Raw genomic sequence first — 25689 nt, 5'->3', positions numbered from 1 at the left:
AAATAATAAAAAATGCAGAGCTATCAGGAATTTCTTGACTTAAGTGTTGGTTTTCCACAAGACGGATTCGAGATTATCGACGACGAATTGTACTTCCACGATTTGAATTTGATGGAGATGATAGAGACGTACGGCACCCCTTTACGTTTTACCTATTTACCTATTGTCAGTAAGAAAATTCAACAAGCGAAAATTTTGTTTCAAACAGCAATCTTGAAGCATAACTATCGCGGGTCATATAAATATTGCTATTGTACGAAGTCGTCGCACTTCAAGCACATCGTCGAAGAGGCCTTGAAAAATGGAATACATTTGGAAACCTCTTCTGCCTTTGATATGCCAATGATCGATTCACTGGAACGTCAAGGAACCGTGACGAAGGATATCACCGTAATCTGTAACGGCTTTAAAACATACCAATACAAGCAGTATATCATTGACATGATTCATGATGGCTACAAAAATATCATTCCGGTATTGGATAACAAGGAAGAGTTTAACTTGTATGATGATGAAATAGAGCTGGAAGAGCCTTGCGCTCTAGGCATTCGCATTGCATCGGAGGAACAGCCTGATTCGCAATTCTACACCTCGCGTTTAGGAATTCGACAGGAAGATGTTATTGATTTTTACAATAATAAAGTGGCTGACAACCCTAATTTTAAAGTAAAGTTACTCCACTTCTTCATTAACTCTGGAATTTCAGATACGCCGTATTACTGGAACGAGCTGGAGAAATATGTCACCTTGTATTGTAAATTCAAAAAGGTGAATCCAGATCTGGACACATTGGATATTGGCGGCGGCATGCCATTTAAAGATTCACTCGTTCATGATTTCGACTATGAATACATGGTCAACGAGATTGTGAACCGTATAAAACAGATCTGTGCCCATCATGAAGTAATGGAACCCGATATCATCACCGAATTTGGCAAATACACGGTGGCTGAAGCATCCGGCATTTTATACAAAGTGTTGGGCCGCAAGCAGCAAAACGACCGGGAGAAATGGTTCATGATCGATGGTTCTTTCATCACCAATCTGCCTGACGTTTGGGCGTTAAACCAAAAATACATCTTACTACCGATAAACAACTGGGATTCAGAATATGAACGTGTAAACTTAGGCGGTATCACTTGCGACGGGCAGGACTATTACAACCAGGAAGCACATATGAACTCGGTGTTTATGCCCAAAACCCGCAAGGTGCAATACTTAGGGTTTTTCCATACAGGCGCTTATCAAGATGTGTTAAGCGGTTACGGTGGTATACATCATTGTTTACTGCCGTCTCCTAAGCATGTACTCGTGCGACGCAATCGCGACGAGACATTCAACTATGAAGTTTTTGGCGAAGAACAAAACTCCAAACAGGTTATGAAGCTATTGGGTTATCAATAAGCCTTTTTGCATATGGATTAAAGAAGAATGGCCGCTCGCGAAAACGAGCGGCTTTTTGGTGAAAAAGGAGAAGGGCGCCATGTTGATGGCGCCCTTCTCCTTTTTATTGTTGCAGAATGTGTAACTGCTCGAGGAACGAAAAAAACCGTCGCTATCGGCTACAGATGGGCACGGGAATCAGTCCATGCTATTCATCTTCGTTATCACGATATGGCGCATCTTCATCGAATTCCCCTTCCCATTTGGCAACAACTACCGTAGCTAAACAGTTTCCTATCACGTTGACAGACGTACGTGCCATATCCATCAATTCATCAATGCCTAATATAGCGGCAATAACGAATGTAGGCAAACCAAACTGATCGGCCGTAGCAATCAGTACGATAAGCGACGCACGGGGCACCGCGGCCACACCTTTTGAAGTAATCATTAAGGTGAAGGCTATTAAAAGCTGCTGCCCAATCGTTAACGGTATACCTGCCGCTTGCGCAACGAATATAGAAGCTAACGATAGGTATAATGATGTTCCATCCAAATTGAAACTGTAACCTGTAGGAATTACAAAAGACACAATCTTGCGTGGCACCCCAAATTTCTCCATAGCACTCATAGCTTTGGGGAGTGCGGCATCTGAACTTGTTGTCGCAAACGCAATGGAAACAGGCTCTTTAATCGCCGCAATAAACCGTTTGACGGGGATCTTGAGGAATAAGGCCACCGGTAAAAGAACGCATGATAAAAATAGAATCAGCGCCAAATACAAGCTTGCCAGCAGCATAAAAAGATTTTTTAATATGTCGACTCCTAAATGGCCCACCGTATAGGCCATGGCCGCCCCGACACCTATTGGCGCAAACAGCATAACGATATTGGTAAACTTAAACATCGCCTCGGAAAGACTTTCCGTAAAGTCGACTAAAGGCTTTCGCTTCTTTTCTTCGACCAGCGCGAGTGCGATACCGAATATCACGCCAAACACCACAATTTGCAATACTTTATTTTCGTAGATGGCTTTGATGATATTTTCGGGGAACGTGTCTCGAATAAAAGCGTTAAACTTGTAAACGCCGTGGACTTCAGGAGCAATATGTTGCATGGCCTTTTGATCAGCATCAACCATCGTCGCGCCGGAGGGAAGTTCCTCGTGTGGCATATTCGCCACATCGACCCCCACACCCGCTTTGGTAAGGTTAATAACGATCAAACCAATAAAAATCGCACAGGTCGTCGCGGAGACGAAATATAACATGGATTTCCAAGCCATACGGCCAACCGACTTTAAATCGGAATGTCCGGCAATACCAAATACCAACGTAGCAAATAGTATAGGCCCAACAATCGTCTTAACCAGTTTAATGAACCCTTGGGATAAGGGTTGCATAGATCTGGCTAAATCTGGAAAATCTAACCCCACGAACACACCTAAAATAAGACAGGTCAATATCCAGGTGGTCAAATTTTTTCGGAAAAGCGCATTTAAGGTTAATGTTGCGGCGACTACCCACCGAACGCCCATCATAAAGTTCGGATGTATAGCAAACCAATTGAATTCATAAATTAAGGTTAGTATAATGGCGATCGAAACTGTAAAAAGGGTAATAAAACCAACTTGTTTTTTTAGCATTTAGTCTTGTTTTCGTTTCTTAAAGAAACAAAAATATGAAAATTGGCCTTTATACCAAATTGTCTGGCGTATTAAAACCGTTATAAAAAAAAAAGCACCATCCATCGATAGTGCTTTAACAAGTATATTAACGTTTCGTTATTCTGCGTGCAACCAAGCTTTCTTAGCGAGCAGCTCTTCTTCCGTTTCAACAACTTCTTCATCATCCACACAACAATCCACGGGACAAACAGCAGCGCACTGCGGCTCATCATGAAATCCAACACACTCCGTACATTTATCGGAAACGATGTAGTAAACTTCATCGGAAATAGCATCTTGTGCCGCGTTAGCGTCTAATGTTACGCCATCACCGAAATCAATAACGCCTTCCAAAGCCGTTCCTTCCGAAAACTTCCACGTTACACCAGCATCATATATCGCGTTGTTCGGGCATTCTGGCTCGCATGCCCCACAATTTATACATTCGTCAGTAATTTTAATTGCCATTTACAACCTCACAATTATAATAAATAAACTAATTTTGTTCTCGCTCCTTAAGCCCAATACTATACAAAGTTAGTAGTTATTCTTAAGAGACACAAAGATACTTGAAAAAAATAAGAGAACAATTCTAAATTATTCTATTTTGACAAAGAAACAACGAATCGAAGCTTTTGCTGCGCTTGGAAGATTGTTGCAGACCGGCGGCGCTGGTTTGGAAGAGATCCTGCAGTCTGCTGCGATAAAAAATCCTTGGTATACCGTTCCCAATACCCGCAAACAGATCGCAGCGTTGACTGCTAATTTGCAGGAAAGTACGTTGGCAGAATGGCTAGCGCCCTACCCCGACCTGGAGTCTGACAAAACTGTTGGACTTATCTTAGCCGGAAACATTCCACTGGTCGGCTTTCAGGATATCATGTCGGTATTGCTAGCGGGCTTCCATGCCAAAATCAAACTATCATCAGATGATGCAGGCCTAACACCGTTTATTGTCAACGCCTTAAACGGTATAGAACCCCGTTTCGCCTCCAAAATTACCATAGTCGACCGCTTGGCCGACTACGATCTCGTTATCGCCACAGGCAGCGACAACAGCTCACGCTATTTCGAGCACTATTTCGGGAAGAAGCCTCATATCATCCGAAAAAATAGAAATGCAGTCGCCATCTTGACCGGTGAAGAAAGCACAGCGGAATTACAGCATCTCGGATACGATATTTTTGATTATTTCGGATTGGGTTGCCGCTCCGTGTCTAAAATGTTTATTCCCGAAGACTTTCCCCTATCGCGCTTTTTTGAAGCTATTGCATCTTTTGAACCGATCCGTGAGCATTTTAAATACGGCAATAACTACGATTATAACAAATCCATCTACCTGATCAACGGCGACAAGCACTTTGATAACGGGTTTTTGTTAGTCAAAGAAGATCAGCGGATAGCCTCACCGCTTGCAGTCCTCTTTTATGAAACATATAGCAAATTGGAAGATGTCACGAAGTTGCTGGATGAACAGGCGGAAAAGATCCAGTGCATCGTTAGCAATGGGGCAATAGAAAGCAAGATTTCGACGTTTTCATTGGGTGGAAGCCAGTGTCCGGGATTAACAGATTATGCGGATGGTGTAGACGTGCCCGCTTTCCTGTTCACGCACGCCTAGTAAATAGTGTACGATAAAAGGCGTGGGTTTCACAAAATATTTTACCTTTGTTTTATGTATGTAATAAAAGTAAAGGGAGTAGCCAAAATTCCAGACTATGTACAGTTGCGGGATGAGGCTTTCACGCTTCTTGCATATTTTCGGGTGGATAGACCTGATAAATCGTTGGAAAAAATCGGGTTAGGCCACAAGGCGGCATACATTATGCAGGTTGTCCAAGACATGCCATTTGGCCAAATTAAAAAAATTGACGTTTAAGCGGTAAATATGATAGAGAATACAGTTATAAAATTAAAGAACGTAGATATTTATCAACAAAAGCACCTGGTGCTTTCTCATGTAAACCTGGATATCAACCAAGGTGAATTTATATACCTCATCGGGCAATCCGGCACCGGTAAAAGTAGTTTGCTTAAAATTATTTATGGCGATCTTTACATCGGGAATGGTGAAGGCATGGTAGCGGGCTTTGATCTGCGAAAACTTCATGAAAATGATGTACCTTTTTTACGCCGGAAACTGGGCATCGTTTTCCAGGACTTCCATTTGTTAAATGACCGCACGGTGGAGAAAAACTTGGAGTTTGCTTTGAAAGCTACGGGCTGGACAGAGCGCGGCCTTATTGAAAACCGCATGTTGGACGTGTTGGAAAAAGTAGGCTTACGGTCTAAATTAAGAAAGATGCCACACGAGCTGTCGGGTGGCGAGCAGCAGCGCGTCGTGATTGCACGGGCACTGCTAAATAACCCAGAAATTATCTTAGCCGATGAGCCTACCGGAAACCTAGACCCGGCAACATCCGAAGAAATTGTATTGCTCCTTCGGGATATTGCAGCCTCCGGAACAGCGGTATTAATGGCTACACATGATTACCAGATCATTAAAAATATGCCAGCTCGTATACTGAAAACAGCTGACACGGCCTTATATGATCAAGTGGCGATCTAAAAGCTAAACTGACATAACATCAGTCAACCGACATTTTGGTAGTTTATTTTTTGATAGACTGACAGGGTGTCGGTTTTTTATGCGATGGCGTTATTCTTGCTTATCGCATTTGGGTATTATCAAGAGCTACACTATTTAGATATGATGAACGAACAGGAAAACAATATTCAAGACGAAAACGTGGAAAATCTGGATCAATTTGGATCAGACAATGTGACACCGGATAGTCCGTCGGCGCTTAGCGAAGAGGAAAAACTGAAAGAGGAAGTGGCCGTGGCCAACGACAAATATGCAAGATTATTCGCCGAATTTGACAACTATAAAAAGAGAACATCGAAAGAACGTGTTGAGCTTATACAGTCAGCTAGTAAAGATGTTTTAAATAAGCTGTTACCTGTTTTAGATGATTTGGATCGTGCCTTGTCGGCCATGCAAACGGCACAAGATATTGAATCTGTAAGACAGGGTATTGATTTGGTAAACCAAAAGTTCCGTAAAACGTTGCAGCAGGAAGGTTTGAAAGAGATGGATGATATCATTGGAAAACCTTTTGATCCAGAATTTCAGGAAGCCATTACCGCGATTCCATCGCCATCTCCAGATTTGAAGAACAAAGTGATCGATGTGGTAGAAAAGGGATATTTTCTCAATGATAAGGTAGTTCGTTTTGCTAAAGTAGTAATAGGTCAATAAGAGATGGCGAAGAGAGATTATTATGATGTATTGGGCGTTGCGAAGTCAGCAGATGCCGCAGCAATCAAGTCAGCCTATCGTAAGCTGGCTATAAAGTATCACCCGGACAAAAATCCGGATGACAAAGAGGCGGAAGATAAATTTAAAGAAGCCGCAGAAGCCTATGAAATTTTAAGCAACCCTGAAAAGCGCCAGCGCTATGATCAGTTTGGTCACAGCGGCAACTCTGCGTCTGGCTTTGGCGGTGGTGGCATGAATATGGACGACATCTTCAGCCAGTTTGGCGATATTTTCGGAGGCGGAAGTCCTTTCGAAAGTTTCTTCGGCGGCGGAGCGCGCAGCGGTGGTGGCCGTCGCGTACAACGCGGTTCAAACTTGCGAATCAAGGTGAAACTAACCTTGGAGGAAATTGCCAAAGGGGTTGAAAAGAAAGTTAAAGTTAATAAACAAGTACATTGTCATACCTGTAGCGGTACAGGGGCAAAAGATAAATCAGCGTACCATACCTGTAACACCTGTGGTGGTTCGGGTTCAGTGCGCAGAGTGACCAATACCATCCTAGGGCAAATGCAAACAACAAGCACCTGCCCGACCTGTAATGGCGAAGGGGTCGAAATCACATCCAAGTGTACCACGTGTAAAGGTGAAGGTCTGGAGCGCGGCGAAGAAACCATCGCTATCAATATCCCAGCCGGTGTTAGCGAAGGCATGCAACTTTCGATGAGTGGAAAAGGAAATGCTGCACCACGCGGAGGCGTACCTGGAGACTTAATCATCCTTATCGAAGAAGTTCAGCACGAAACACTCAAACGGGATGGGATCAACGTGATCTATGATCTGTACATCAACTTCGCTGATGCTGCCTTAGGCACGAGCGTGGAGATACCAACCATAGACGGCAAAGCAAAGATCAAAATCGAACCAGGAACACAGGGCGGTAAGATATTGCGCTTAAAAGGAAAAGGCGTGCCAGAGGTGAATTCATACCATAAAGGGGACCAATTGGTTTACGTAAACGTATGGACGCCTAAAGCCGTTTCTGCCGAAGAGCGGTCACTTCTCGAAAAATTAAAAGACTCCGCTAATTTCAAGCCACAGCCTGGCAAAAGCGAAAAGTCATTTTTTGAACGTATCAAAGAATATTTCGAATAATTTCACTATTTTAATGCGTTAAAGGTCCGATAGTATCGGACCTTTTTCTTTTCCTATGTAGTTACGCATGGTAATTACACGCCTTTAGCGTCTCCTCGAACTTTTCGAATTTTTGGCCAGCGATCGACCTGTATTGTGTTAGCTATTTTGGGTTGCGTGCATCTGGCATTAAGTCATATGACAAATTATCCAACAGCCTGACATAAGTGGACAATTTTACCGAAAAAATATCTATTAGATTGGTTTACAAGCGTAATTAATAAAATACTTTCGTATTTTAATGCACGAACCTCAGATTAATAGACTGTAGGGAACTGTATTAAATTGGGTGTGCGTCAATGGCTTGTACAATCAAACATTTTGATGACACACAAAGCAATCCAATGGCATAAACATTGAACACACTGAACATATCAGACTAAAAGTCAAACTTTATTAACAAATTTTAAGTACAAGTAACATGAAAAAATTATTCTTAACATTAACCGCAGTATCTGCACTAACCTTGGCTTCCCATGCGCAAACCGAACAAGGTAAATTCCTTATTGGTGGCCAGGTAGGATTTAGCACATCGAAGTATGAGGATATCGATGGCAAATACAACGCATTTTCAATCAATCCAACTGCGGGTTACTTCGTTAGCGACAATTGGGCTGTTGGAACGGGCATTGGTTACAGCTGGAGCAACCGAGACAACGGCACGAATCTAGACTATAAGACCAATTGGTTTAACGTATCCCCTTTCGTAAGAAATTACATTGGCGAAGGTGACTTTAAGTTTTTCTCCCAATTATCGGTTCCTATGGCTTGGGGTAAACAAACTACAGAAACAATGGCCGGAACTGAAGAAAGAAAATTCGAAAGATATGGTGTCGAACTTGCGCCAGGCTTTGCCTACTTCCCCGTTAGCAACGTAGGGATCGAGCTGAGAGTACGCGGTTTGTATTTTGAATCGCAAAAAGACAAAACAAATGATGTAACAAATAACACATTCGGATTGGATGTAAACTCCTTAGCGCCGACACTTGGGGTACAATTCTACTTTTAAACCCTTCAAATAATCTTCAAAAGCGTTCTCTACATAGGGAACGCTTTTTTTTGTCCCTAATAGCGAATTAGACTTTAGTAGATAGTACATAGTATGTAGTATGTAGATGGTTGTGGGCGGTAATATATTGGTGGTGGGTAGTGAGATAGAAAGAATGTCGCATCGAAAGCTTTGCAGTTTGTAGAAATTTGCCAATGCATAACCCATCCCTTGCAAAGGTTTCAAGCGACGGGGTTTTGGTTTCTTTTGCCCTACAAAAGGAACGCCATGTCCTGGCTAAGGACGGAAAGGTGGTGGGATGGACTTAATTGCTGGTGCGTAATGAAGTTAGATATCAGTAGGTAGTATATAGGTTTAGTTAGACTGTACAGCATTATTTTTCAATTTTAACTTCTCCCTTTTGACTTTTTAATTTTTACTTTTTAATTTTTACTTTTTAATTTCCCTACTTTTGCAGCATGGAACTTCTGCATATACTACAGCGTTTGCAAATTTCGGAGTTAAACGAAATGCAAAAAGCTGTCCTCGATAATTACGATCCGTCCAAAGATCTTATTTTACACTCGCCTACTGGAACCGGAAAAACCTTGGCCTTTACCCTCTTATTGGATAAACAGCTGGAGGCAGAGACGTCGGGTACCCAGGCTTTTATTGTTGTTCCTACGCGCGAACTGGCTCTACAAATAGAGCAGGTCGTTCGAAAAGTGCACCAAGGGTTAAAAACTACCTGCGTTTACGGTGGTAACGACACGAAAACAGAGCGTAATAAGCTGCGTGAAGCTCCTACCATATTGATCGGCACACCCGGTCGGATTACCTACCACTTGGAACGCGGCCATATTAACACCCAGCACGTTCATAGCCTAATCTTGGATGAGTTCGATAAGTCGCTGGAGTTTGGCTTTCACGGGCAAATGGTTACCATAATTCAACAGCTTACAGCATTGAAACACCGCGTGTTGACATCGGCTACCAAGATGTCCGAGATTCCGGAATTTACCGGAATTAAGGATTACATCACAGTAGATTTCTCCGATGATAGCAGCTCTGTGCCCAATTTAAAGATGCAGAAGATCATTGCCCCGGCGCAGTATAAGCTGAAAGCACTGTTTCAGCTATTGTGCATGAATGGCGAGAAAAAAACCATTATCTTTTGCAACCATCGCGAGGCCGTAGACCATATCAGTAATCTACTGGAAGACCGTGAATTGATTCACGATGTATTTCATGGCGGCCTGGAACAGTCAGACCGCGAGCTTGCTCTTTTAAAATTCCGAAATAACTCGAACCGTATCCTAATCACCACAGATTTAGCTGCACGTGGACTGGACATTCCGGAAGTAGATGTCATCATACATTATCAGCTGCCATACAAGGAAGACGCCTTTATCCACCGAAACGGACGTACTGCGCGTATGCAGGCCTCCGGCGAGGTTTTCATTATCTTAAAACCTGATGAGGATTATCCCTATGTGGATGAAAGCTGTACCGTGCTCGAGCTCATCGATGAATTGCCCTTGCCAGCAGATGCGCCTTTTGCTACCCTTTACGTCACCGGCGGGAAAAAGGATAAAATAAATAAGGTTGACATTGTGGGATTTATGCTCAATTTGCCTGATGTGCAAAAAGACGACATTGGTCTTATCGAAGTAAAAGATAAAGAATCTTTTGTAGCCGTTAAACGCACATCGGCCCTAACGATTATAAAAAATGCGGCCAACGGAAAGATCAAGGGCAAAAAAGTGAAAATCGGACGTACCTAGGCTTTTTCATTTAAGAAAGCCAAGACCTCAGAAGGCACCAGATTGGAGATATCACCTCCGTGTTGAAAAATATCCCGAACGATGGTCGAAGAGATATGAGCCAATCCCGATTTTGCCATTAAGAAATACGTTTCTATATGGGGCGCCAGAATCAAATTATTTTGCGCAATAGCATTTTCAAATTCAAAGTCGTTCGTATTACGCAGTCCTCTTAATAGATAAGTGGACTGCACGCGATCACAGAACTGTACCGTAAGCCCATTGAATTGTTGCACCTCCACCCGGTGGTTCGCCGCAAAAATTTCCGAAATCACGTCTTCGCGCTCTTCATAGGTCATCAGACCCTGCTTCGCACGGTTAACGCCGATACCGATAATAACCTTATCAAAGAGCGATAAACTTCGGTTGACCAAATCATAATGGGCAAGCGTAAAGGGATCAAAGGACCCGGCAAAAACAGCGGTCTTTATCATAGCGCAATGTTAGGTATGTTTGTAAAAACTGAATGAAGAATAACCATACTTTCTCGTCTCTAAGAAATAGGGAATATCGTCCATCTTCCGTGTCGACGGATGTTCAATCACGAGCAGTCCTTCGGATTTGAGCAGTTCGTTTTCGAATATCAGCGTGGCCAGCTGTGGAAGTTTGGGCAAATCATATGGTGGGTCAGCAAAAATAAAGTCGTATTGCTTTTTACACGAGGAAATATATTTTAGCACATCGGCCTTGCGTGTGCTGATACGTTCCGTATTAAGCTTTAATGCGGTTTCCTTAATGTACTGAAGACATTTGAAATGGATATCGATGGCATCCACATCCAACGCTCCTCGTGATACCAACTCGAAACTGATATTGCCTGTACCCGCAAAAAGATCCAGACAGGTGCAATCAGCTAGTGTCAGCTTATGCTCTAAAATATTGAACAGCGCTTCTTTCGCGATGTCGGTCGTTGGTCTTACCGGAAGATTGGCTGGGGGGCTCAATCGCAAACCGCCATATTGTCCGCCTACGATACGCATGACGGGAATTCGGCAATGATATGTAAAGATTCAATTTTCGTCTGTACCGCTGCATCTTCCGCATACAGGGCAGAGTTTCCCTGTAGGAAAACCAACTCATTAGCATAGCTACGTACGGCATGCGCGAAAGGATCGGTTGCCGCGACGCCAGATAGCAGCACCTTGTCGAACAGCCCCGTAATACCCAATGTGCTTCGTACGTTTAGGATAAAATAGTGTAAGTCGTCGGCAGTATCGACATCAAAATCATGGTACAGTTGCAATTCTTTCCCTTGGAAAACATACATTTCTACCTTTTTATTTTTCACATGCACGCCTAATACAGAAGCCGTGTTGAGTACATGCTGCTCCACCAACGCGAAGATAATTTGAAAGTCAGCAAATAACTTAGCTTGGGGAAATATTGCGGTCCAGCGCTTGAACAGCAGGTGGTCATATTGGTATAATGCAGTAATTCCCTCCATAGGCAAAGCATATTCTTGCACCACACCTTTACCATCCTGAAAATCATGATATTGTTGCACCTGGCGCTGGCTGTACACTTCAGAAGGCACCAACATAAAACTTTCCAGTGGCAAGCTGATAGAGACATCTGCAAAAGGCAAACCCAATAATTTGAGCGCTGCCGGATCGGGAAATTCCGAGGGGTAACTATAAAGTGCGACGACCTCCTGTTTTTCGTCTACGATGACCATCGTATCTTCCAAAAAATCTGACTTGATTAACAAACGATATTGTGGAATATAATGGAGATGAAAATGTTCTGCCGTGTACTTCATATAATATGTGGCTATAGCCTCGATTGATAAACAAAATTAGCTTTTCCAATTGAATTGACCAACCTTTTGGATAACTTTGATTATGCATATTCAAAACCTGCTCATCAAGCAATTCGTATGGCAACCAACGGCACAACAACGGGAGCTCTTCGCCTTATTGGAAAAGTTTTTGTTAACGTTCAAACCATCTACATGTTTTGTTTTGAAAGGATACGCAGGTACAGGGAAGACCACGACGATTAGCGCCTTGGTCAATGCACTACCTTCGCTAAACAAACGATCCGTTTTGTTGGCGCCTACCGGCCGGGCAGCCAAGGTGATGGCACACTACTCAGGACGCAAAGCATACACCATTCACAAAAAAATATACCGAAAAAAGTCTGCGGCAACCATAGATATAGATTTTGTGTTGGCAGAGAACCCGCATGAAAACACGCTGTTTATTGTGGATGAGGCGTCTATGATTGCTGATGATGGGCTGCAATTCTTTTCCCGTAGTCTTTTAGATGATCTGATTCGCTATGTGCAATCGGGCTCAAATTGCTCCCTCATGTTTGTGGGCGATAGTGCTCAATTGCCGCCGGTGGGCATGCTGGAAAGCCCCGCCCTGGATGCACAGTATATCCGTGCCAATTATCACCTACATACTTTTCATTACGAGCTGCGCGAAGTGGTACGGCAGCGCCAGGACTCTGGCATACTGTTCAATGCCACGAGAGTACGCGATGATATTGACTTGGAGCAACAACAAGATAGTTTACCCTTCCCGCAATTTCATACCAAAGGCTTTTCCGACATCTTCCGCATGAACGGCGACCGCCTGATCGAAGGGCTGCATTATAGCTACGATACGTTCGATATTCAAAATTCGATCGTGATCTGCCGATCAAACCGTTCCGCCAATCTCTACAACCAACATATCCGGAATCAAATACTCTTTCGTGATGAAGAAATTACTGGCGGCGATTTGGTTATGGTGGTACGCAATAATTACTACTGGTTGCAACAACATGATGAGCAAAATACGGGATTTATTGCCAACGGCGATCTGGCGAAGATTCGGAAAGTGAGTAACATACATGAGCAACACGGCTTTCGGTTTGCCGATATCGCCTTGGAATTCTTGGACGATGACGAGCTCGATCCCATTCTTTGCCGGGTATTGCTTGACAGCTTACACGTAGACTCGCCCAATCTGCCGCATGAGCAGCAACAACTTTTGTATAGCTCCATTGCGCAGGATTACAGCGATATACCCGCCAAGAAAGATCGCCTAGACGCGATAAAGAAAGATCCTTACTACAATGCCCTACAAATAAAGTTTGCTTATGCAATTACCTGCCATAAGGCGCAAGGCGGACAATGGCCCTGTGTTTTCGTTGATCAAGGTTTCCTGAATGATGAGATGCTGAACACAGAATTCCTACGCTGGTTGTATACGGCTATTACACGCGCTACGAAACAGCTTTTTCTAGTCAATTTCAATCCTAAATTTTATGGCGAGTGAGGAAGAAACAGTCTTGCAGTTTCTAAGGCATGACATTCGTGCATTTGATGCTAAGGTCTTTGGATTAGAATTTATCAGCGCGCACGGGCTCACGCCAGCTTCGCTGCTGCGATACGCTTACCATAACGATGCGCAAGTCGCCTTCCGCGCTTCTTGGTTGTTGGAACATACCGCGATTAAAGCACCACAGATCATCCGCCCGATCTACCCAGATTTCATGCGTCACTTATCTTCCTTAAAAAATTGGAGCTGTATTCGAAGCTTTTCGAAGATTGGTATGATCGTTACCAAACCGCCCCGGCAATGGGTTGAAAAAAACGACAGGTATGATGAGATTTGGATCGAACAATGTTTCGACTGGATCATCACACCGAGTTGTCCGGTAGCGGTGGTAGTTAACTGCTTGGATATCCTCTATTATTTGAGCGTAGAACAAGAATGGATACGGGAAGAACTTACCGCACAAATCCAGCACCTGCTGAAGACACCCAGCCCTGCACTAACCAGCCGAGCAAAGCGTATTCTCAAACGTTTACAGGAATCGTGAAAAACCACGGCTATCGTCTTATCAAGACAAGCTCCAGTTTATCGAGTAAGAGCGGATTATCTAAAGAAATAACCAATTACTGCAGTGCGGTTTACTAAAACAAGGTATTTCCTTTGTTTAGGTTTATTTTACCCAGATGACGATATGCTGTTTCCGTGCATTCCCTTCCTCGAGATGTACGCATGAGGTACCCTTCTTGAATTAAGAACGGTTCATAAACCTCTTCGATAGTACCTTCATCTTCTCCCACGGCCGTAGCAATGGTCTTCAGCCCTACGGGTCCGCCCTTAAATTTATCGATGATAGTTAATAAAATGCGGTTATCCATCTCATCTAGACCATTTTCATCGACATTTAACGCCGTTAGCGCATATTGTGCAATGGCCTTGTCAATAGCGCCATTACCTTTAATTTGGGCAAAGTCTCGCGTCCGACGAAGAAGTGCGTTGGCGATACGAGGTGTGCCACGGCTCCTTCGTGCGATTTCGTATGCTCCTTCATCGCTGATTGGGGTATTTAAGATACTTGCGGATCTTAATACAATAGTGGTTAAGAGTTTAGCATCGTAATATTGTAGTCGAGCATTAATACCAAAGCGCGCGCGAAGTGGCGCTGTTAGTAAGCCAGACCGGGTTGTGGCTCCTATTAATGTAAATGGATTAAGGGATATTTGAACGGATCGGGCATTTGGACCTGTTTCGAGCATAATGTCGATTTTAAAGTCCTCCATGGCCGAATACAAATATTCTTCTACCAGCGGGCTCAACCGATGAATCTCGTCGATAAAAAGTACGTCACCTTCTTCCAGGTTTGTCAATAGGCCGGCCAAATCGCCCGGTTTATCCAAGACAGGACCCGACGTGATTTTTATATTCACGCCCATCTCATTCGCAATAATATTCGACAGCGTAGTTTTACCGAGCCCGGGAGGGCCATGTAACAGTACATGATCCAAAGCCTCGCCACGAAGCTTCGCCGCCCGAACGAAAATAGAGAGGTTTTCCAGGATTTTAGCCTGACCAGTAAAATCCTCGAATGCCTGCGGCCGTAAGGCACGTTCTATATCCTTATCAGCGGGCGTTAATCGTTCGGCGTTCGGATCAAGATGTTCATTCATCATACTTCGTTAACAGCAATAAAGATACTTAATTGTATTTTTTAAACCAACTCTCTGTCTTCAGTTGGATGACCCCAAAAAAGGCTTCCCTAAATATGCGGGTACTCATCTTCGAAACACCCTCCGTCCTATCCGTGAAGATGATCGGTACTTCGACTACGTTGAATTTATACAATATAGCCTTAAATTTCATTTCGATCTGAAATGCATAGCCTACAAATTTGATTTGATCTAATGGAATTTTCTCTAGCACTTTCCTGGAAAAACACACAAAACCAGCCGTCGCATCCTGAACCCCTATACCCGTGATAAAGCGCACGTAAACGGAGGCAAAATACGACATTAACACGCGGCTCATCGGCCAATTGACGACGTTGACACCCTTTATATAACGTGAGCCTACAGCCATATCTGCTCCCAGCAAACAGGCCTCTCGCAAACGAATGAGGTCTTCAGGGTTGTGGCTAAAATCAGCATCCATTTCGAAAATATAATCGTAATGCCGGCCCAACGCCCACTTGAAACCGTGAATATAGGCTGTACCTAAGCCCAGTTTTCCACTGCGCTCTTCCAAATACAAGCGGCCAGCAAAATCCTTCTGCAAAGCATTAACGATATTTCCCGTACCATCCGGCGAGCCGTCGTCAACAATCAGGATATCAAAAGGCACCGCCAAGGAAAATACCTTCCGAATGATCTTCTCGATGTTTTCCTTCTCGTTATAGGTTGGGATAATGACTAAACTGTCAGACACGCGTTATCAAAATTTTAAATTCACTAAATATACAAAAAAACCAGCGGATGTCTATCCCTGCTGCCGCTATGGTGAAAATACAGCAAGGATGGCAGCCCAGCAACTACGGAAGCCCTATTCCATGAAAGAGATCTGCCTTCCATGCGCAAAATTTGCTTTGCCCCGCGCATGCTTCTTGCCCCGGAGGACAGCTGCCCGTTTTTCTCTAGCAACCCTGCTACCCGGGTACGGAGATGCCTCTAGTTTACACCATGCATCAGCCTTTTCACAAAAGGCGAAAGCACAATCAAAATAACACCGGCTATAAACGAGTACCAAGCCAACTGCTGGTAGCCCGCGGTGTAACCAAGCAACTTATCCATAAGCGAGGCACCTTCATCCGGAGATGACATGCCTGCGCCAAGCAAACCGGCCACATATTGTCCATACGCACTGGCCAGAAACCAAAGCCCCATCATCATGCCGCCCAAATGCCTTGGCGATAATTTAGTAATCATCGACAGGCCGATCGGTGACAGGCACAGTTCACCCAGCGTGACGGCAAGATAAGCAAGGGTGAACACCCCTAAAGAAGTTTTTCCGGATTCATCAGCGAAAAAGCGTGTTCCGAAGAATACGTAATAGCCAATTCCTAACAGCAGAAATCCAAGTCCAAATTTAATCACGGTATTCGGTTCCAGTTTCTTCTTGGCCAATGCCAACCACAGCAGGCCAAGAATAGGACTAAAAACAATAACGAACAACGAGTTTGCCCCGTTATTGACCACATTAGGGTCAATATCGAAGAACAGCAGGTTCGTATGCAGATTATCCTTGGCGAATAGCGCTAATGACCCTCCGGCCTGTTCGAAAATGGCAAAAAACAAGATAGAGAACAAGATCAATACCAAGGCGGCAATAAGCTTCTGCCGTACTTTTGCATCCGTTTCTCGGAATATCTGATATAGAAAATAACCTAAAGCCAACGGACCAATCGTATACATAAAAAGGTCGGTATACCGCGTGTTATTTACCATGATGAAAATAAGCGGGATGCAGACTAGCGCACCGACGTAAACCAATACCTCCCAGGCCGTCTTTTTGGATCTAGGAAGATGAGCGATCGGGCTATTGCCAATGGGTCCTAACTGTTTCTTTGTTGCTAGAAAGATGATGATGCCAATAAGCATCACAATGGCAGCTGCCAAAAATGCTAAATTCCATGAGTGCTCTTTTCCTAACCATACGCAAAGCGCACCGCCCAACAGTGCACCGACGTTTATCCCGGAATAAAAGATACCAAAGCCTGCATCGCGGCGTGAATCACCTTCCTTGTATAGATCGCCCACCATAGACGATATGTTAGGTTTAAAAAAACCCGTACCAATAATGGTCAAGGCAATACCGAAGTAAAAGAAATCGTGTGGATTTATCGCAATAAGGCCATTCCCTAAAATCATCAAGATTGCGCCGAAGGTTAGCGATCGCTTGAACCCCAATATTTTATCGGCAAAAATGCCGCCCACAAACGTAAAGGCATAGACAAATGCCTGTATAGCACCATATTTTAAGTTGGCATCTTTTTCGGAAAGCAAGAGCTGGTCAACCATAAATATGGCCAATACGCCCCGCATGCCATAGAAGCAAAAACGCTCCCACATCTCGACAAGGAAAAGGTACCAAAGTTGTTTCGGATATTTCCCTTCGAAGTTTTGGATATCATCCAAGGTAACCTGTTTTGACATGATCGGTAAAGATTTAGGATAGAAACGGCCAACTTTTTTGCGTAAAAGTTGGCCGCTTGCTGTAGTTATTTAATCCCGTGCATTAAACGTTTAATAAGCGGATTCAGGACCATTACAAGTATTCCTCCTGCTGCCGGAATAATGGTGAACAGGAAAAAGAAATGACTGAGCGAATAGTTTTCTTGTATAGTTTCCACTTGCCCACCTAAGATGGCTGCTAATTTCTGTGCTATCGCAATGGCCAGATACCACATGCCGAACATAAACGCCAACATCCGCGCAGGCACCAGTTTAGACACATAGGACAATCCAACAGGCGAAATAAAGAGCTCACCCAATGTATGAAAAAGATAGGTCAAGACTAAAAATATCATGGAGATCTTCGCCCCACTGCTTGCGCCGAGCGAACCAAAACCAAGTATTAAAAAGCCTATCGCGACTAATATAAGACCGTAACCATATTTCATCGCAGCTGTAGGATTAAACTTCGACTCCCAGATTTTGGATACAGAAGAAGCCAAGGCGATAATGAAAAATGAATTTAAAATGGAGAACCAAGATACTTTAATCGCTGATTTTTCAGCGGAAAATTCACTGTACAACATCCATATCCCTGCTGCCCAAATTAAAATAAAGCAGAGAAACAAGATGATATTTGACCAAGCTATTTTTTTCCAGGTGACTATGGCCAACTTGATCAATACCCAGGAAATGATAATCAACGGCACGATGGTAAGCAAGGTATTCATCACGTTAAAGGCAAGCAAACTGTTTCCCGTCAATTCCCGATCGACATAGTCACGCGCAACAAGAACCAGCGAGGTCGCTCCCTGCTCGAAGCTCATAAAGAAGAAAATGAGAAAGAATCCCAACAGGATCACACCATACATCCGATCACGGACGACTTTCGCGTAGCGTTGTATACGCATCACGATAAGAACCAAAAACAAAAGCAGCGCGCCGATGACCATGATGTTCTGGCCACGTAAGTTCGCGGTGTCGAGAAAAGCAAAAACATCAAGCACATTGTTTTTGGAAAGCGGATCATTGAAGGCGTACAGTAAGCCAATGACACCCACCACGATCATCAAGATGATATCCAGACCGGTAAATTTATTGTGCGTTGTTTCCCCTGCTTCCAAATTTGCCGTAGCAGCGCTTTGATCGGCGTTCTTCGTTTTATCGAGCATGCCCAACCTTCCCAACAGTGGGCCTGCCAGCCAAAACTGAAAGGTGCCGAGCAACATAAATATGCCTGCCAAACCAAAACCCCAGTGCCAGCCTACCGTTTCCGCTAAGTAGCCGCAAAGCATCATACCGAAAAATGCACCAGCATTCACACCCATGTAAAAGATAGTATAGGCGCCATCCTTTTTCTCCGGTAGAAGCTTATACATCTCGCCAAGAATCGCGGGCATATTGGGTTTAAAGAAGCCGGTACCAATAACTAAACAGGCCAAACCGACGAAAAATAAGATCGGCGAATCAAACGCCATGGCTGCATGCCCTAATGTCATGATAGCAGCACCGATGATCACAGCGGCGCGCGATCCAATATATTTATCGGCAATGACCCCCCCGAAAATGGGAGTAATGTACAGCAGCATCGCGTAGGTTCCGTAGAGCGCACCAGCCTGTTCGGCTGTCCATCCCCAGCCGGGGTTTGCGCCCAACACGGAGGCGGTTAAAAATTGGATCAACAACACACGCATTCCGTAAAACGAAAAGCGCTCCCACATTTCGGTAAAAAAAAGAACGAAAAGACCGGCCGGATGGCCCAATACTCGTTCTCCACTTGCGTGGTTATCAAGTGAAACCGAAGAATTCTCTGTCATACGCATTTATTTGATGGCCAAAAATAAGCAAATCAATTAAAATATCGGTTTGAACAAACAAAAAATGCGCGTAACATCTTTACGCGCATTTTTACAGAAGATCTTGTGTTGGATTAATTAATGCCATGCATCATCTTGCGCAATAGCGGACTAAAAACAAGTAAAAGCAAGGCGGCACCAATAGGTAAGCCTGCGATAATCAAGAAGAAAGTCGACATGGAATACATAGCCGTAATCTTATCGATCAAGCCGCCGCTCAAGCCAGCCAGTTTGTTTGCTATAGCCGATGCCAAAAACCAAAAACCAAAAATTAAACCGATAAATTTCTGTGGCGACAGCTTACTCATGTACGACAAACCCACCGGCGAAACGCAGAGTTCGCCCGTTGTATGAAAAAAGTAAGCAAGGACAAGCCATATCATGCTGACCGAAGCCGTGGCAGCGCCAGGAGGAATCTGCATACTTCCGTAGGATAGCGCCAAGAAACCGACCCCGACAAGTATAAGCCCCAAAGCAAACTTCACAGGTCCCGAAGGGTTCCAAACCCGTTCCCAAAATTTACTGAACGAGGAAGCCAACGTGACGATAAAAAAAGCGTTCAGAATTTGGAACCAAGCGACCGTCACTTCAGTGACGTCAGATGTGAACTCGCGGTGCACCTTCCACAAGCCCAAAAGCATGATCGAGAAAAAGGAGATCAGCGTGAAGATAATCGTCAGCGGATATTGCTTAATGATCTTTCCCGCCAAGCGAGTCAACACATACGTAACCACGAGGATAGGTAATATCGTTAGCGCCGCATCGACCCATTTAAACGTTGTGCCGGCTGTTCCTTCCAAAACACGTTGCGTATAGTTTTTGGCGAAAATTGTCATCGAGCCACCTGCCTGCTCAAAAGCGAGAAAAAAGAATACGCTCGCAATCACAAGCACGGCAACGACGATCAGCCTATCGCGCACCACTTTACCTGGAATCGGCACGGCATCAGCATCGCTCGGTAATTGAATCGCCTTTTTGGGCGAATCTCCGATGACCCCAAATATGCGTTGACCGAAATAGAATTGCAACATCCCGAAGAACATAAAAACGCCAGCTAAACCAAAACCGTAGTGCCAGCCGATCTTCTCGCCGATGTAACCACAAAGCAACGATCCTAAAAAAGCCCCTGCGTTGATCCCCATATAAAAGATGGTATAACCGGAGTCCTTCTTTGCACTATTGTCTGGATAGAGCTGCCCTACCATAGAGGAAATATTCGGTTTAAATAAACCATTGCCTAAGATCATCAACCCTAAACCAATGTAAAAAAAGACCTTAGCCTCCCCTTCTAACGCCATGGAGGCGTGGCCTAATGTCATGATAAGGGCACCTAGGATAATAGCTTTTTTATAGCCTGTTAGCCTATCTGCGATCATACCCCCAATCAGCGGTGTCGCGTAAACTAGGCCGGTGTACCAACCATACAGTTCCATGGCCTCTGCATTGGTCCAGCCCCAGCCCTTGTCAGCAATCTCCGTTATTAAAAAGGTGACTAACAAGGCACGCATGCCGTAGTAGCTAAAACGTTCCCACATCTCTGTAAAAAACAGAACAAATAGGCTGGCCGGATGCCCCAATACCATCTTATCATCCAATCCCTTCTTGGCTAAATGGCTAACTAATAGTTCGTCTTGTTGTTGACTCATAAGTGTGTAATTCGTCTTTTAATGGTTAGGTGGATTGTCTAGTTGGTTAAAGTGTTTTAAAGCGTTCCAATAATTTCTTTGTTGCTGCGATACCTTCCATTTCCGGAAGCTTAGAGCCTTCGTATTCTATCCCAACAAAGCCTTTAAACCCGGCATTCTTCACGATTTTCATCATTTTTTCATAATCGATTTGCGTCTCATCACCGTTGGCATCGAAATCGTGGCTCTTGGCGCTTACCCCTTTGGCAAAAGGCATGAGATCTTGCACCCCTTGGTAGCGGTCGTATTCATAGAAGTTGCCAAAATCAGGAAGACTGCCGCAGTTCTTTTTATTTACGGTCTTTAGCACATCTGCTAGCCAATCGCCGTGCGACGATATGCCGCCATGGTTTTCCACAATCACATTGATTTTCCCTTTTTTACCATAATCGGCCAAGGCTGATAAACTTTCAACCACATTGCTTTTCACTTGTTCAGGAGTTCCTTTTCCCGCTGCATTTACCCGGATAGCCTTACATCCTAAAAATGCTGCGGCATCAATCCATTTATGGTGGTTCTCTACGGCCGTTTTACGCTTGCTGGCATCTTCGTCGCCGAGATTTCCTTCGCCGTCAATCATGATCAACACATTGGTTACACCGTTATCTTTTGCGCGGTTGTTCAAATCCTTTAAATAGGTCATATCCTTCGCCTTATCCTTAAAGAATTGATTCACATATTCAACACCATAGATACCAAATTTTTTCGCTGCCAGTTCTGGAAAGTCGATATTTTTTAGGTCGCCCTTAAATAACGTTTTGTGCAATGACCATTCGGCAAGCGATATGTCAAACCATGATTTCTTCGCTGCAAAAACGTCCAACGAGGGTGCCAAGGCAAGACCTGCTGCCGCGAGCCCCGCATTTTTTAGAAAAGTTCTTCTTGAGTTCATTATGTTAGCTTTTGTGTTATATGTTTGCCCAACCAGATGTTAATACATCGGCGATGTGCTTTGTTTTTATGGGTAATTGCTGCTTATCAATATAGGCTTGCAATTGCATGATACATGTGCTATCGGTGCAGATGATAAAGTCTGCCTTTGCCTGTATGGCATTCAAAACGCGTTGCTCTGCCATCGCCGAGGAGATCCCTTCAAATTTCACAGCAAAAGCTCCTCCAAAACCGCAACAGCCGTCCGGCTCGCGCATGTCCAGCAACTCCAATCCACCAACCTGGCTAAGGAGTTGTTTTGCTTCGCCGATGGTCTTAGACGTAGGATCGCCCGAACAGGAATGATGATACACCGCTGTGCCGACCAACTCTGCTCCAAAGTAATCTTTTTTGAGCACATTTACCAGAAAGTCGCTGATTTCATACATATTGGATTGTATATTCCGGCAGGTATTATGTAAGGTTGAATTGGTAAACAAATCATCGTAACCATCTTTCACCATGCCTGTGCAGGAAACAGAGGGAGCCACAATGTACGCGTCTTCTGGAAAATCGGCTATAAATTTAAGGCCTATACGTTTAGCCTCGTCCCAGAAACCAGCATTGTAAGCCAGTTGTCCGCAGCAGGTTTGCTGTGGATTGTAAACCACTTCGCAACCAGCTTTTTGTAACAGTTTGATACTGTTAAATGCAGTCTCCGGGTAAATTTGATCCACTACACAAGGGATAAAGAGTTGTACTTTCATGCAGTCATTGCTTTGTTAAACCGTAAAACCCGAAGCAAAAGCAGCCCGCCTATGATAAAAAAAATAGATAACGCCAGTGCTGAATAGCGGATGTTATGCGTCATCTGCTCGATCAATGCGAAAGAGAGTAGCCCCATGACAATGGCCAGTTTTTCGGTCACGTCATAAAAGCTAAAAAAAGATGCCGTGTCTTTGATATCTTCGGGTAAAAATTTGGAGTATGTGGATCGGGAGAGCGACTGTATTCCGCCCATCACCAGACCAACAACACAAGCCAAGATATAAAATTCCATCTCGCTGCTCACGAAAAATGCGGCAATGCAGATGCCCAGCCAAACCGTAACAACGGCTATCAAGACCTTAATATTGCCAAACCGCTCGGATAGTTTGGACATGAAAAGGGCGCCTAAGATAGCCACCAACTGTATGAGTAATATGGTAATAATAAGTTTTGAGCTTTCCATTTTCAGCTCTTTCGCTCCGAAGGCCGCCGCCACAATCATCACGGTCTGTACACCGGATGCATAAAAAAAATAGGCGGGCAAAAAACGTTTGATGCGTATCATGCGGCCTATTTTACGAAGTACAATTCTAAATTCTATAATCACGGTCCGAAAAAGCTTTTTCGAGGCACGAATAGAAGAGCGCTGGTTTCCAGGTAGTGCGCGGAAGGGAATGCTTGCAAAACCCGCCCACCAAAGACCAACCAGCAGGAAGGACAACCGCGGACCAAAAGAAGGGTCCGTTATTCCAAACCATTGCGGCGATAGTATAAATACGAGGCAGATAATTTGCAAGGTCACACAGCCTACATAGCCATAGGCAAATCCCTGCGCACTTACCCGATCTTGCTGGTCTGCTGTTGCAATTTCTGGCAAGTAGGAATTGTTGAAGAGCACGCCCCCTATATACCCCATGGCAGCCAACGCAAACAGGATAATACTCATTTCGAGCGTTTCTAGTCGAAAGAAAAATAGGCCCATACACGATAAAGCCCCGAAATAGGTAAAAAACATCATGATCTGCTTTTTCTTTCCGTGCACATCGGCATACGAGGAGATAAACGGCAGCGTAATTGCCATGATCAGGTACGCACAAGCTAAACTAAAGTTTGATAAGGCGGTATTGATGATTTCGAAACCAAAGAACGATACGACATCTCCATGTTCTTCCGTTTGTGTAATGGCTGTATAATAAGCTGGAAAAATGGTCGATGTGATGACCAAATTGTAGGCAGAATTCGCCCAGTCGTACATAGACCAAGAACGAATCAAGCGTTTGTCGTTTTTTTTGATGACGCGCATAAATTATAGCGAATATAGCAATGTTCACTAAATATAAGAAAGTGAAATAGTAAAATACGAATTATTCCTATACATCCGCTAATAGTGCTGCCGAATGAACGTGACCACGCGCGCTATCTCCCTACTCACCGAGCTTGAACCGCCCAAGAAGTTTGTATTGAGAAAGGAAAAAACAAGGTTGCGTCCAGATCGTGTTCGAATAAAACCACTTTGATTGTGCACCGCGCTAATGGTACCTGTTTTTGCCCAAACAAAGGGCTCGCCAGCATCGAGCTTATAGGTTCGCTTCAGCGTTCCGTCCACACCACCTGCCGGGAACAGCTGATGGAGCGCAGTCGTGTCCGGCAGTATCGACACGACCATTAACAGCACTTCGACCATACTACGTGGTGTCACTTTATTATAGCTGGATAACCCGCTAGCGTCATACAAGTCTACCTTATCACGAAAGAAATCATAGAACTCTTTACCCATATCCTGCCGCAGCTGTGCCGTTCGAAATCCATGATATCTTTTTAGAGCGGCCATCATCTGCAGCTGTTCGGCCAGAAAGTTATCGCTGGGCAGCATCATCTCACGTAATAAGGATGCCGTAGCTGTCGAATATATGGTCTGCACCTCCACCGGGCGTGGTGCTTTTATAAGCGAAACCTCCCGCTTTAGGGTATCCGTAAGGAGTTTGATAAATAATTCCGTTGAATACCTGAAAGGCTTTTCATTCACATACTTATGGGGCGGATGGCTCCGATTTTGTACAAAAAGATTGGTATCAAACTTTCGTCGTAGCGTATAGTCCGTCTTGCCATCGGCCTGCTGCGATACCGCTGCCTGAAAATAGCTGGGAGAAGAGCTAAGCCGCCCACCTTGTTCCCGAAACGTGACTACATTGCCGTAAATAGGAAAACTGCTGATTTCGGGTTGGTAATACTCCTCATAATCTTCCACGGCCCAACCTTTTCGGTAAAAGGTTTCTTCAGCTGAATCATCCATTGCATAAAAAAGCTTTTTATCACTTTTTTTCAAGAAGTTAAAAACCTTACCCGAATCATGTCTATGGTGTAAAAACGTGGGGTCGCCGGTTCCCCAGAAAATAAGAGAGTCGCCACGCTCTACGTAGTGCAGCCCCGCAATAGAATCACCAAGATACTTCAGTGCGGCAAATAAAGTGAATACTTTGGCGTTTGAAGCCGGTGTAAAATGCTTATTCTCGTTAACACCCATAACAAAGCGGTTGCTATCCAAATCATACAGACATACCCCAAAAAAATGATTCCTTAGGATCGGCGATTGCTCCAGCTCACGTTTTATTGGATTCACATCAAATGTTTGCCCGAATAGCTTAAACGTTGCGAAAAGCATCGTTATAGCCAGCAAAGTGTTTTTCATAGCGTAAACATACAAAAAGACGCACATAAAAAGCAGTATACCGCGTCCGAATTATTCCAAACCTCATACCTAAGTAGGATCG

General features: G+C 44.1%; 24 protein-coding genes. 10 read left to right on the top strand and 14 right to left on the bottom strand.

Annotated elements, in window-relative coordinates; translation table 11 throughout:
- The first annotated feature begins 12 nt into the window (after positions 1-12).
- Positions 13-1404, top strand: coding sequence for an arginine decarboxylase (locus B0I21_RS02810; RefSeq protein ID WP_133638882.1), 1392 nt, complete (start codon positions 13-15; stop codon positions 1402-1404).
- 187 nt (positions 1405-1591) lie between these two features.
- On the opposite strand, the gene B0I21_RS02805 is transcribed toward B0I21_RS02810, so the two are convergent.
- A complete protein-coding gene (locus tag B0I21_RS02805; RefSeq protein WP_133638880.1) occupies positions 1592-3028 on the bottom strand; it encodes a dicarboxylate/amino acid:cation symporter in 1437 nt (478 codons plus the stop codon).
- Between the two features lie 138 nt (positions 3029-3166).
- Positions 3167-3517, bottom strand: a complete 351-nt coding sequence (locus B0I21_RS02800) for a 4Fe-4S dicluster domain-containing protein (RefSeq protein ID WP_133638878.1) — start codon at positions 3515-3517, stop codon at positions 3167-3169.
- 139 nt (positions 3518-3656) lie between these two features.
- On the opposite strand from B0I21_RS02800, the gene B0I21_RS02795 reads away from it, so the two are divergent.
- The 7 genes from B0I21_RS02795 (at position 3657) to B0I21_RS02765 (ending at position 10274) form a co-directional block, all read left to right on the top strand.
- A complete protein-coding gene (locus tag B0I21_RS02795; RefSeq protein WP_133638876.1) occupies positions 3657-4670 on the top strand; it encodes an acyl-CoA reductase in 1014 nt (337 codons plus the stop codon).
- A 54-nt stretch (positions 4671-4724) separates the two neighbouring features.
- Positions 4725-4928 (top strand): fructose-6-phosphate aldolase, encoded by a 204-nt coding sequence (locus B0I21_RS02790; protein ID WP_133638874.1) that lies wholly within the window; start codon positions 4725-4727, stop codon positions 4926-4928.
- 9 nt (positions 4929-4937) lie between these two features.
- The gene (locus B0I21_RS02785) at positions 4938-5618 is read left to right on the top strand and encodes a cell division ATP-binding protein FtsE (RefSeq protein ID WP_133638872.1); all 681 of its coding nucleotides are present in this window, start codon (positions 4938-4940) and stop codon (positions 5616-5618) included.
- A gap of 84 nt (positions 5619-5702) precedes the next feature.
- Positions 5703-6311 (top strand): nucleotide exchange factor GrpE, encoded by a 609-nt coding sequence (locus B0I21_RS02780; protein ID WP_243835928.1) that lies wholly within the window; start codon positions 5703-5705, stop codon positions 6309-6311.
- A gap of 3 nt (positions 6312-6314) precedes the next feature.
- Positions 6315-7463 carry a molecular chaperone DnaJ gene (dnaJ, locus tag B0I21_RS02775; RefSeq protein ID WP_133638870.1) on the top strand — a complete coding sequence of 383 codons (1149 nt, stop codon included), beginning with the start codon at positions 6315-6317 and terminating at the stop codon, positions 7461-7463.
- A 460-nt stretch (positions 7464-7923) separates the two neighbouring features.
- Positions 7924-8511, top strand: coding sequence for an outer membrane beta-barrel protein (locus B0I21_RS02770; RefSeq protein ID WP_133638868.1), 588 nt, complete (start codon positions 7924-7926; stop codon positions 8509-8511).
- Positions 8512-9020: 509 nt separating this feature from the next.
- Positions 9021-10274: a DEAD/DEAH box helicase gene (locus tag B0I21_RS02765; protein ID WP_243835927.1), complete on the top strand. Its 1254-nt coding sequence runs from the start codon at positions 9021-9023 to the stop codon at positions 10272-10274.
- Here the strand turns inward: B0I21_RS02765 and coaD are convergent.
- Genes coaD through B0I21_RS02750 form a run of 3 tightly spaced genes read right to left on the bottom strand, consistent with a single transcriptional unit; the run spans position 10271 to position 12072 of the window.
- Positions 10271-10747, bottom strand: coding sequence for a pantetheine-phosphate adenylyltransferase (coaD, locus tag B0I21_RS02760; RefSeq protein WP_243835926.1), 477 nt, complete (start codon positions 10745-10747; stop codon positions 10271-10273). The two genes, B0I21_RS02765 and coaD, sit on opposite strands and share 4 nt — an antisense overlap.
- Positions 10748-10756: 9 nt before the next feature.
- On the bottom strand, positions 10757-11293 hold the full coding sequence (gene rsmD / locus B0I21_RS02755) for a 16S rRNA (guanine(966)-N(2))-methyltransferase RsmD (protein WP_133638864.1): 537 nt from the start codon (positions 11291-11293) through the stop codon (positions 10757-10759).
- A complete protein-coding gene (locus B0I21_RS02750; RefSeq protein WP_133638862.1) occupies positions 11281-12072 on the bottom strand; it encodes a DUF3822 family protein in 792 nt (263 codons plus the stop codon). Before B0I21_RS02750 ends, rsmD begins: the two co-directional genes overlap by 13 nt.
- 82 nt (positions 12073-12154) lie before the next feature.
- Here B0I21_RS02750 and B0I21_RS02745 point away from each other — a divergent pair, with 82 nt between their 5' ends.
- Together B0I21_RS02745 and B0I21_RS02740 are read left to right on the top strand one after the other, a co-directional pair.
- A complete protein-coding gene (locus B0I21_RS02745; RefSeq protein ID WP_133638860.1) occupies positions 12155-13579 on the top strand; it encodes an ATP-dependent DNA helicase in 1425 nt (474 codons plus the stop codon).
- Positions 13569-14126, top strand: coding sequence for a hypothetical protein (locus B0I21_RS02740; RefSeq protein ID WP_133638858.1), 558 nt, complete (start codon positions 13569-13571; stop codon positions 14124-14126). The genes B0I21_RS02745 and B0I21_RS02740 overlap by 11 nt, the downstream gene beginning before the upstream one ends.
- A 94-nt stretch (positions 14127-14220) precedes the next feature.
- On the opposite strand, the gene ruvB is transcribed toward B0I21_RS02740, so the two are convergent.
- The 9 genes from ruvB to B0I21_RS02695 form a co-directional block, all read right to left on the bottom strand.
- Positions 14221-15243, bottom strand: coding sequence for a Holliday junction branch migration DNA helicase RuvB (ruvB, locus tag B0I21_RS02735; protein WP_133639002.1), 1023 nt, complete (start codon positions 15241-15243; stop codon positions 14221-14223).
- A gap of 28 nt (positions 15244-15271) precedes the next feature.
- Positions 15272-15997 carry a polyprenol monophosphomannose synthase gene (locus tag B0I21_RS02730; protein ID WP_133638856.1) on the bottom strand — a complete coding sequence of 242 codons (726 nt, stop codon included), beginning with the start codon at positions 15995-15997 and terminating at the stop codon, positions 15272-15274.
- 239 nt (positions 15998-16236) lie between these two features.
- Positions 16237-17721 (bottom strand): peptide MFS transporter, encoded by a 1485-nt coding sequence (locus tag B0I21_RS02725; protein ID WP_133638854.1) that lies wholly within the window; start codon positions 17719-17721, stop codon positions 16237-16239.
- A 65-nt stretch (positions 17722-17786) separates the two neighbouring features.
- The gene (locus B0I21_RS02720; protein ID WP_133638852.1) at positions 17787-19556 is read right to left on the bottom strand and encodes a peptide MFS transporter; all 1770 of its coding nucleotides are present in this window, start codon (positions 19554-19556) and stop codon (positions 17787-17789) included.
- Positions 19557-19669: 113 nt separating this feature from the next.
- A complete protein-coding gene (locus B0I21_RS02715; RefSeq protein WP_133638850.1) occupies positions 19670-21241 on the bottom strand; it encodes a peptide MFS transporter in 1572 nt (523 codons plus the stop codon).
- Between the two features lie 46 nt (positions 21242-21287).
- Positions 21288-22172 (bottom strand): sugar phosphate isomerase/epimerase family protein, encoded by an 885-nt coding sequence (locus B0I21_RS02710; RefSeq protein ID WP_133638848.1) that lies wholly within the window; start codon positions 22170-22172, stop codon positions 21288-21290.
- Positions 22173-22188: 16 nt separating this feature from the next.
- Positions 22189-22917, bottom strand: coding sequence for a (Fe-S)-binding protein (locus B0I21_RS02705; RefSeq protein ID WP_133638846.1), 729 nt, complete (start codon positions 22915-22917; stop codon positions 22189-22191).
- Entirely contained in the window at positions 22914-24221 is a 1308-nt protein-coding gene (locus B0I21_RS02700; protein WP_133638844.1) for an MFS transporter, read from the bottom strand. Before B0I21_RS02700 ends, B0I21_RS02705 begins: the two co-directional genes overlap by 4 nt.
- Positions 24222-24299: 78 nt before the next feature.
- Entirely contained in the window at positions 24300-25607 is a 1308-nt protein-coding gene (locus B0I21_RS02695) for a D-alanyl-D-alanine carboxypeptidase (RefSeq protein ID WP_166637757.1), read from the bottom strand.
- Between the last annotated feature and the right edge of the window lie 82 nt (positions 25608-25689).

This window comes from Sphingobacterium paludis, assembly GCF_004364125.1.
Taxonomy (GTDB): Bacteria; Bacteroidota; Bacteroidia; order Sphingobacteriales; family Sphingobacteriaceae; genus Sphingobacterium; species Sphingobacterium paludis.
The sequence above is the reverse complement of the archived record's forward strand: the minus strand, read 5'-3'. Positions and strand labels throughout refer to the sequence as shown.

Coding starts and splice junctions, on each gene's coding strand:
- ruvB (WP_133639002.1), bottom strand. CDS start 15,243: ATGAATGAACATCTTGATCCGAACGCCGAACGATTAACGCCCGCTGAT.
- B0I21_RS02805 (WP_133638880.1), bottom strand. CDS start 3,028: ATGCTAAAAAAACAAGTTGGTTTTATTACCCTTTTTACAGTTTCGATC.
- B0I21_RS02800 (WP_133638878.1), bottom strand. CDS start 3,517: ATGGCAATTAAAATTACTGACGAATGTATAAATTGTGGGGCATGCGAG.
- B0I21_RS02710 (WP_133638848.1), bottom strand. CDS start 22,172: ATGAACTCAAGAAGAACTTTTCTAAAAAATGCGGGGCTCGCGGCAGCA.
- B0I21_RS02715 (WP_133638850.1), bottom strand. CDS start 21,241: ATGAGTCAACAACAAGACGAACTATTAGTTAGCCATTTAGCCAAGAAG.
- rsmD (WP_133638864.1), bottom strand. CDS start 11,293: ATGCGTATCGTAGGCGGACAATATGGCGGTTTGCGATTGAGCCCCCCA.
- B0I21_RS02745 (WP_133638860.1), top strand. CDS start 12,155: ATGCATATTCAAAACCTGCTCATCAAGCAATTCGTATGGCAACCAACG.
- coaD (WP_243835926.1), bottom strand. CDS start 10,747: ATGATAAAGACCGCTGTTTTTGCCGGGTCCTTTGATCCCTTTACGCTT.
- B0I21_RS02705 (WP_133638846.1), bottom strand. CDS start 22,917: ATGAAAGTACAACTCTTTATCCCTTGTGTAGTGGATCAAATTTACCCG.
- B0I21_RS02790 (WP_133638874.1), top strand. CDS start 4,725: ATGTATGTAATAAAAGTAAAGGGAGTAGCCAAAATTCCAGACTATGTA.
- B0I21_RS02810 (WP_133638882.1), top strand. CDS start 13: ATGCAGAGCTATCAGGAATTTCTTGACTTAAGTGTTGGTTTTCCACAA.
- B0I21_RS02720 (WP_133638852.1), bottom strand. CDS start 19,556: ATGACAGAGAATTCTTCGGTTTCACTTGATAACCACGCAAGTGGAGAA.
- B0I21_RS02740 (WP_133638858.1), top strand. CDS start 13,569: ATGGCGAGTGAGGAAGAAACAGTCTTGCAGTTTCTAAGGCATGACATT.
- B0I21_RS02785 (WP_133638872.1), top strand. CDS start 4,938: ATGATAGAGAATACAGTTATAAAATTAAAGAACGTAGATATTTATCAA.
- dnaJ (WP_133638870.1), top strand. CDS start 6,315: ATGGCGAAGAGAGATTATTATGATGTATTGGGCGTTGCGAAGTCAGCA.
- B0I21_RS02765 (WP_243835927.1), top strand. CDS start 9,021: ATGCAAAAAGCTGTCCTCGATAATTACGATCCGTCCAAAGATCTTATT.
- B0I21_RS02770 (WP_133638868.1), top strand. CDS start 7,924: ATGAAAAAATTATTCTTAACATTAACCGCAGTATCTGCACTAACCTTG.
- B0I21_RS02695 (WP_166637757.1), bottom strand. CDS start 25,607: ATGAAAAACACTTTGCTGGCTATAACGATGCTTTTCGCAACGTTTAAG.
- B0I21_RS02700 (WP_133638844.1), bottom strand. CDS start 24,221: ATGCGCGTCATCAAAAAAAACGACAAACGCTTGATTCGTTCTTGGTCT.
- B0I21_RS02780 (WP_243835928.1), top strand. CDS start 5,703: ATGGCGTTATTCTTGCTTATCGCATTTGGGTATTATCAAGAGCTACAC.
- B0I21_RS02725 (WP_133638854.1), bottom strand. CDS start 17,721: ATGTCAAAACAGGTTACCTTGGATGATATCCAAAACTTCGAAGGGAAA.
- B0I21_RS02750 (WP_133638862.1), bottom strand. CDS start 12,072: ATGAAGTACACGGCAGAACATTTTCATCTCCATTATATTCCACAATAT.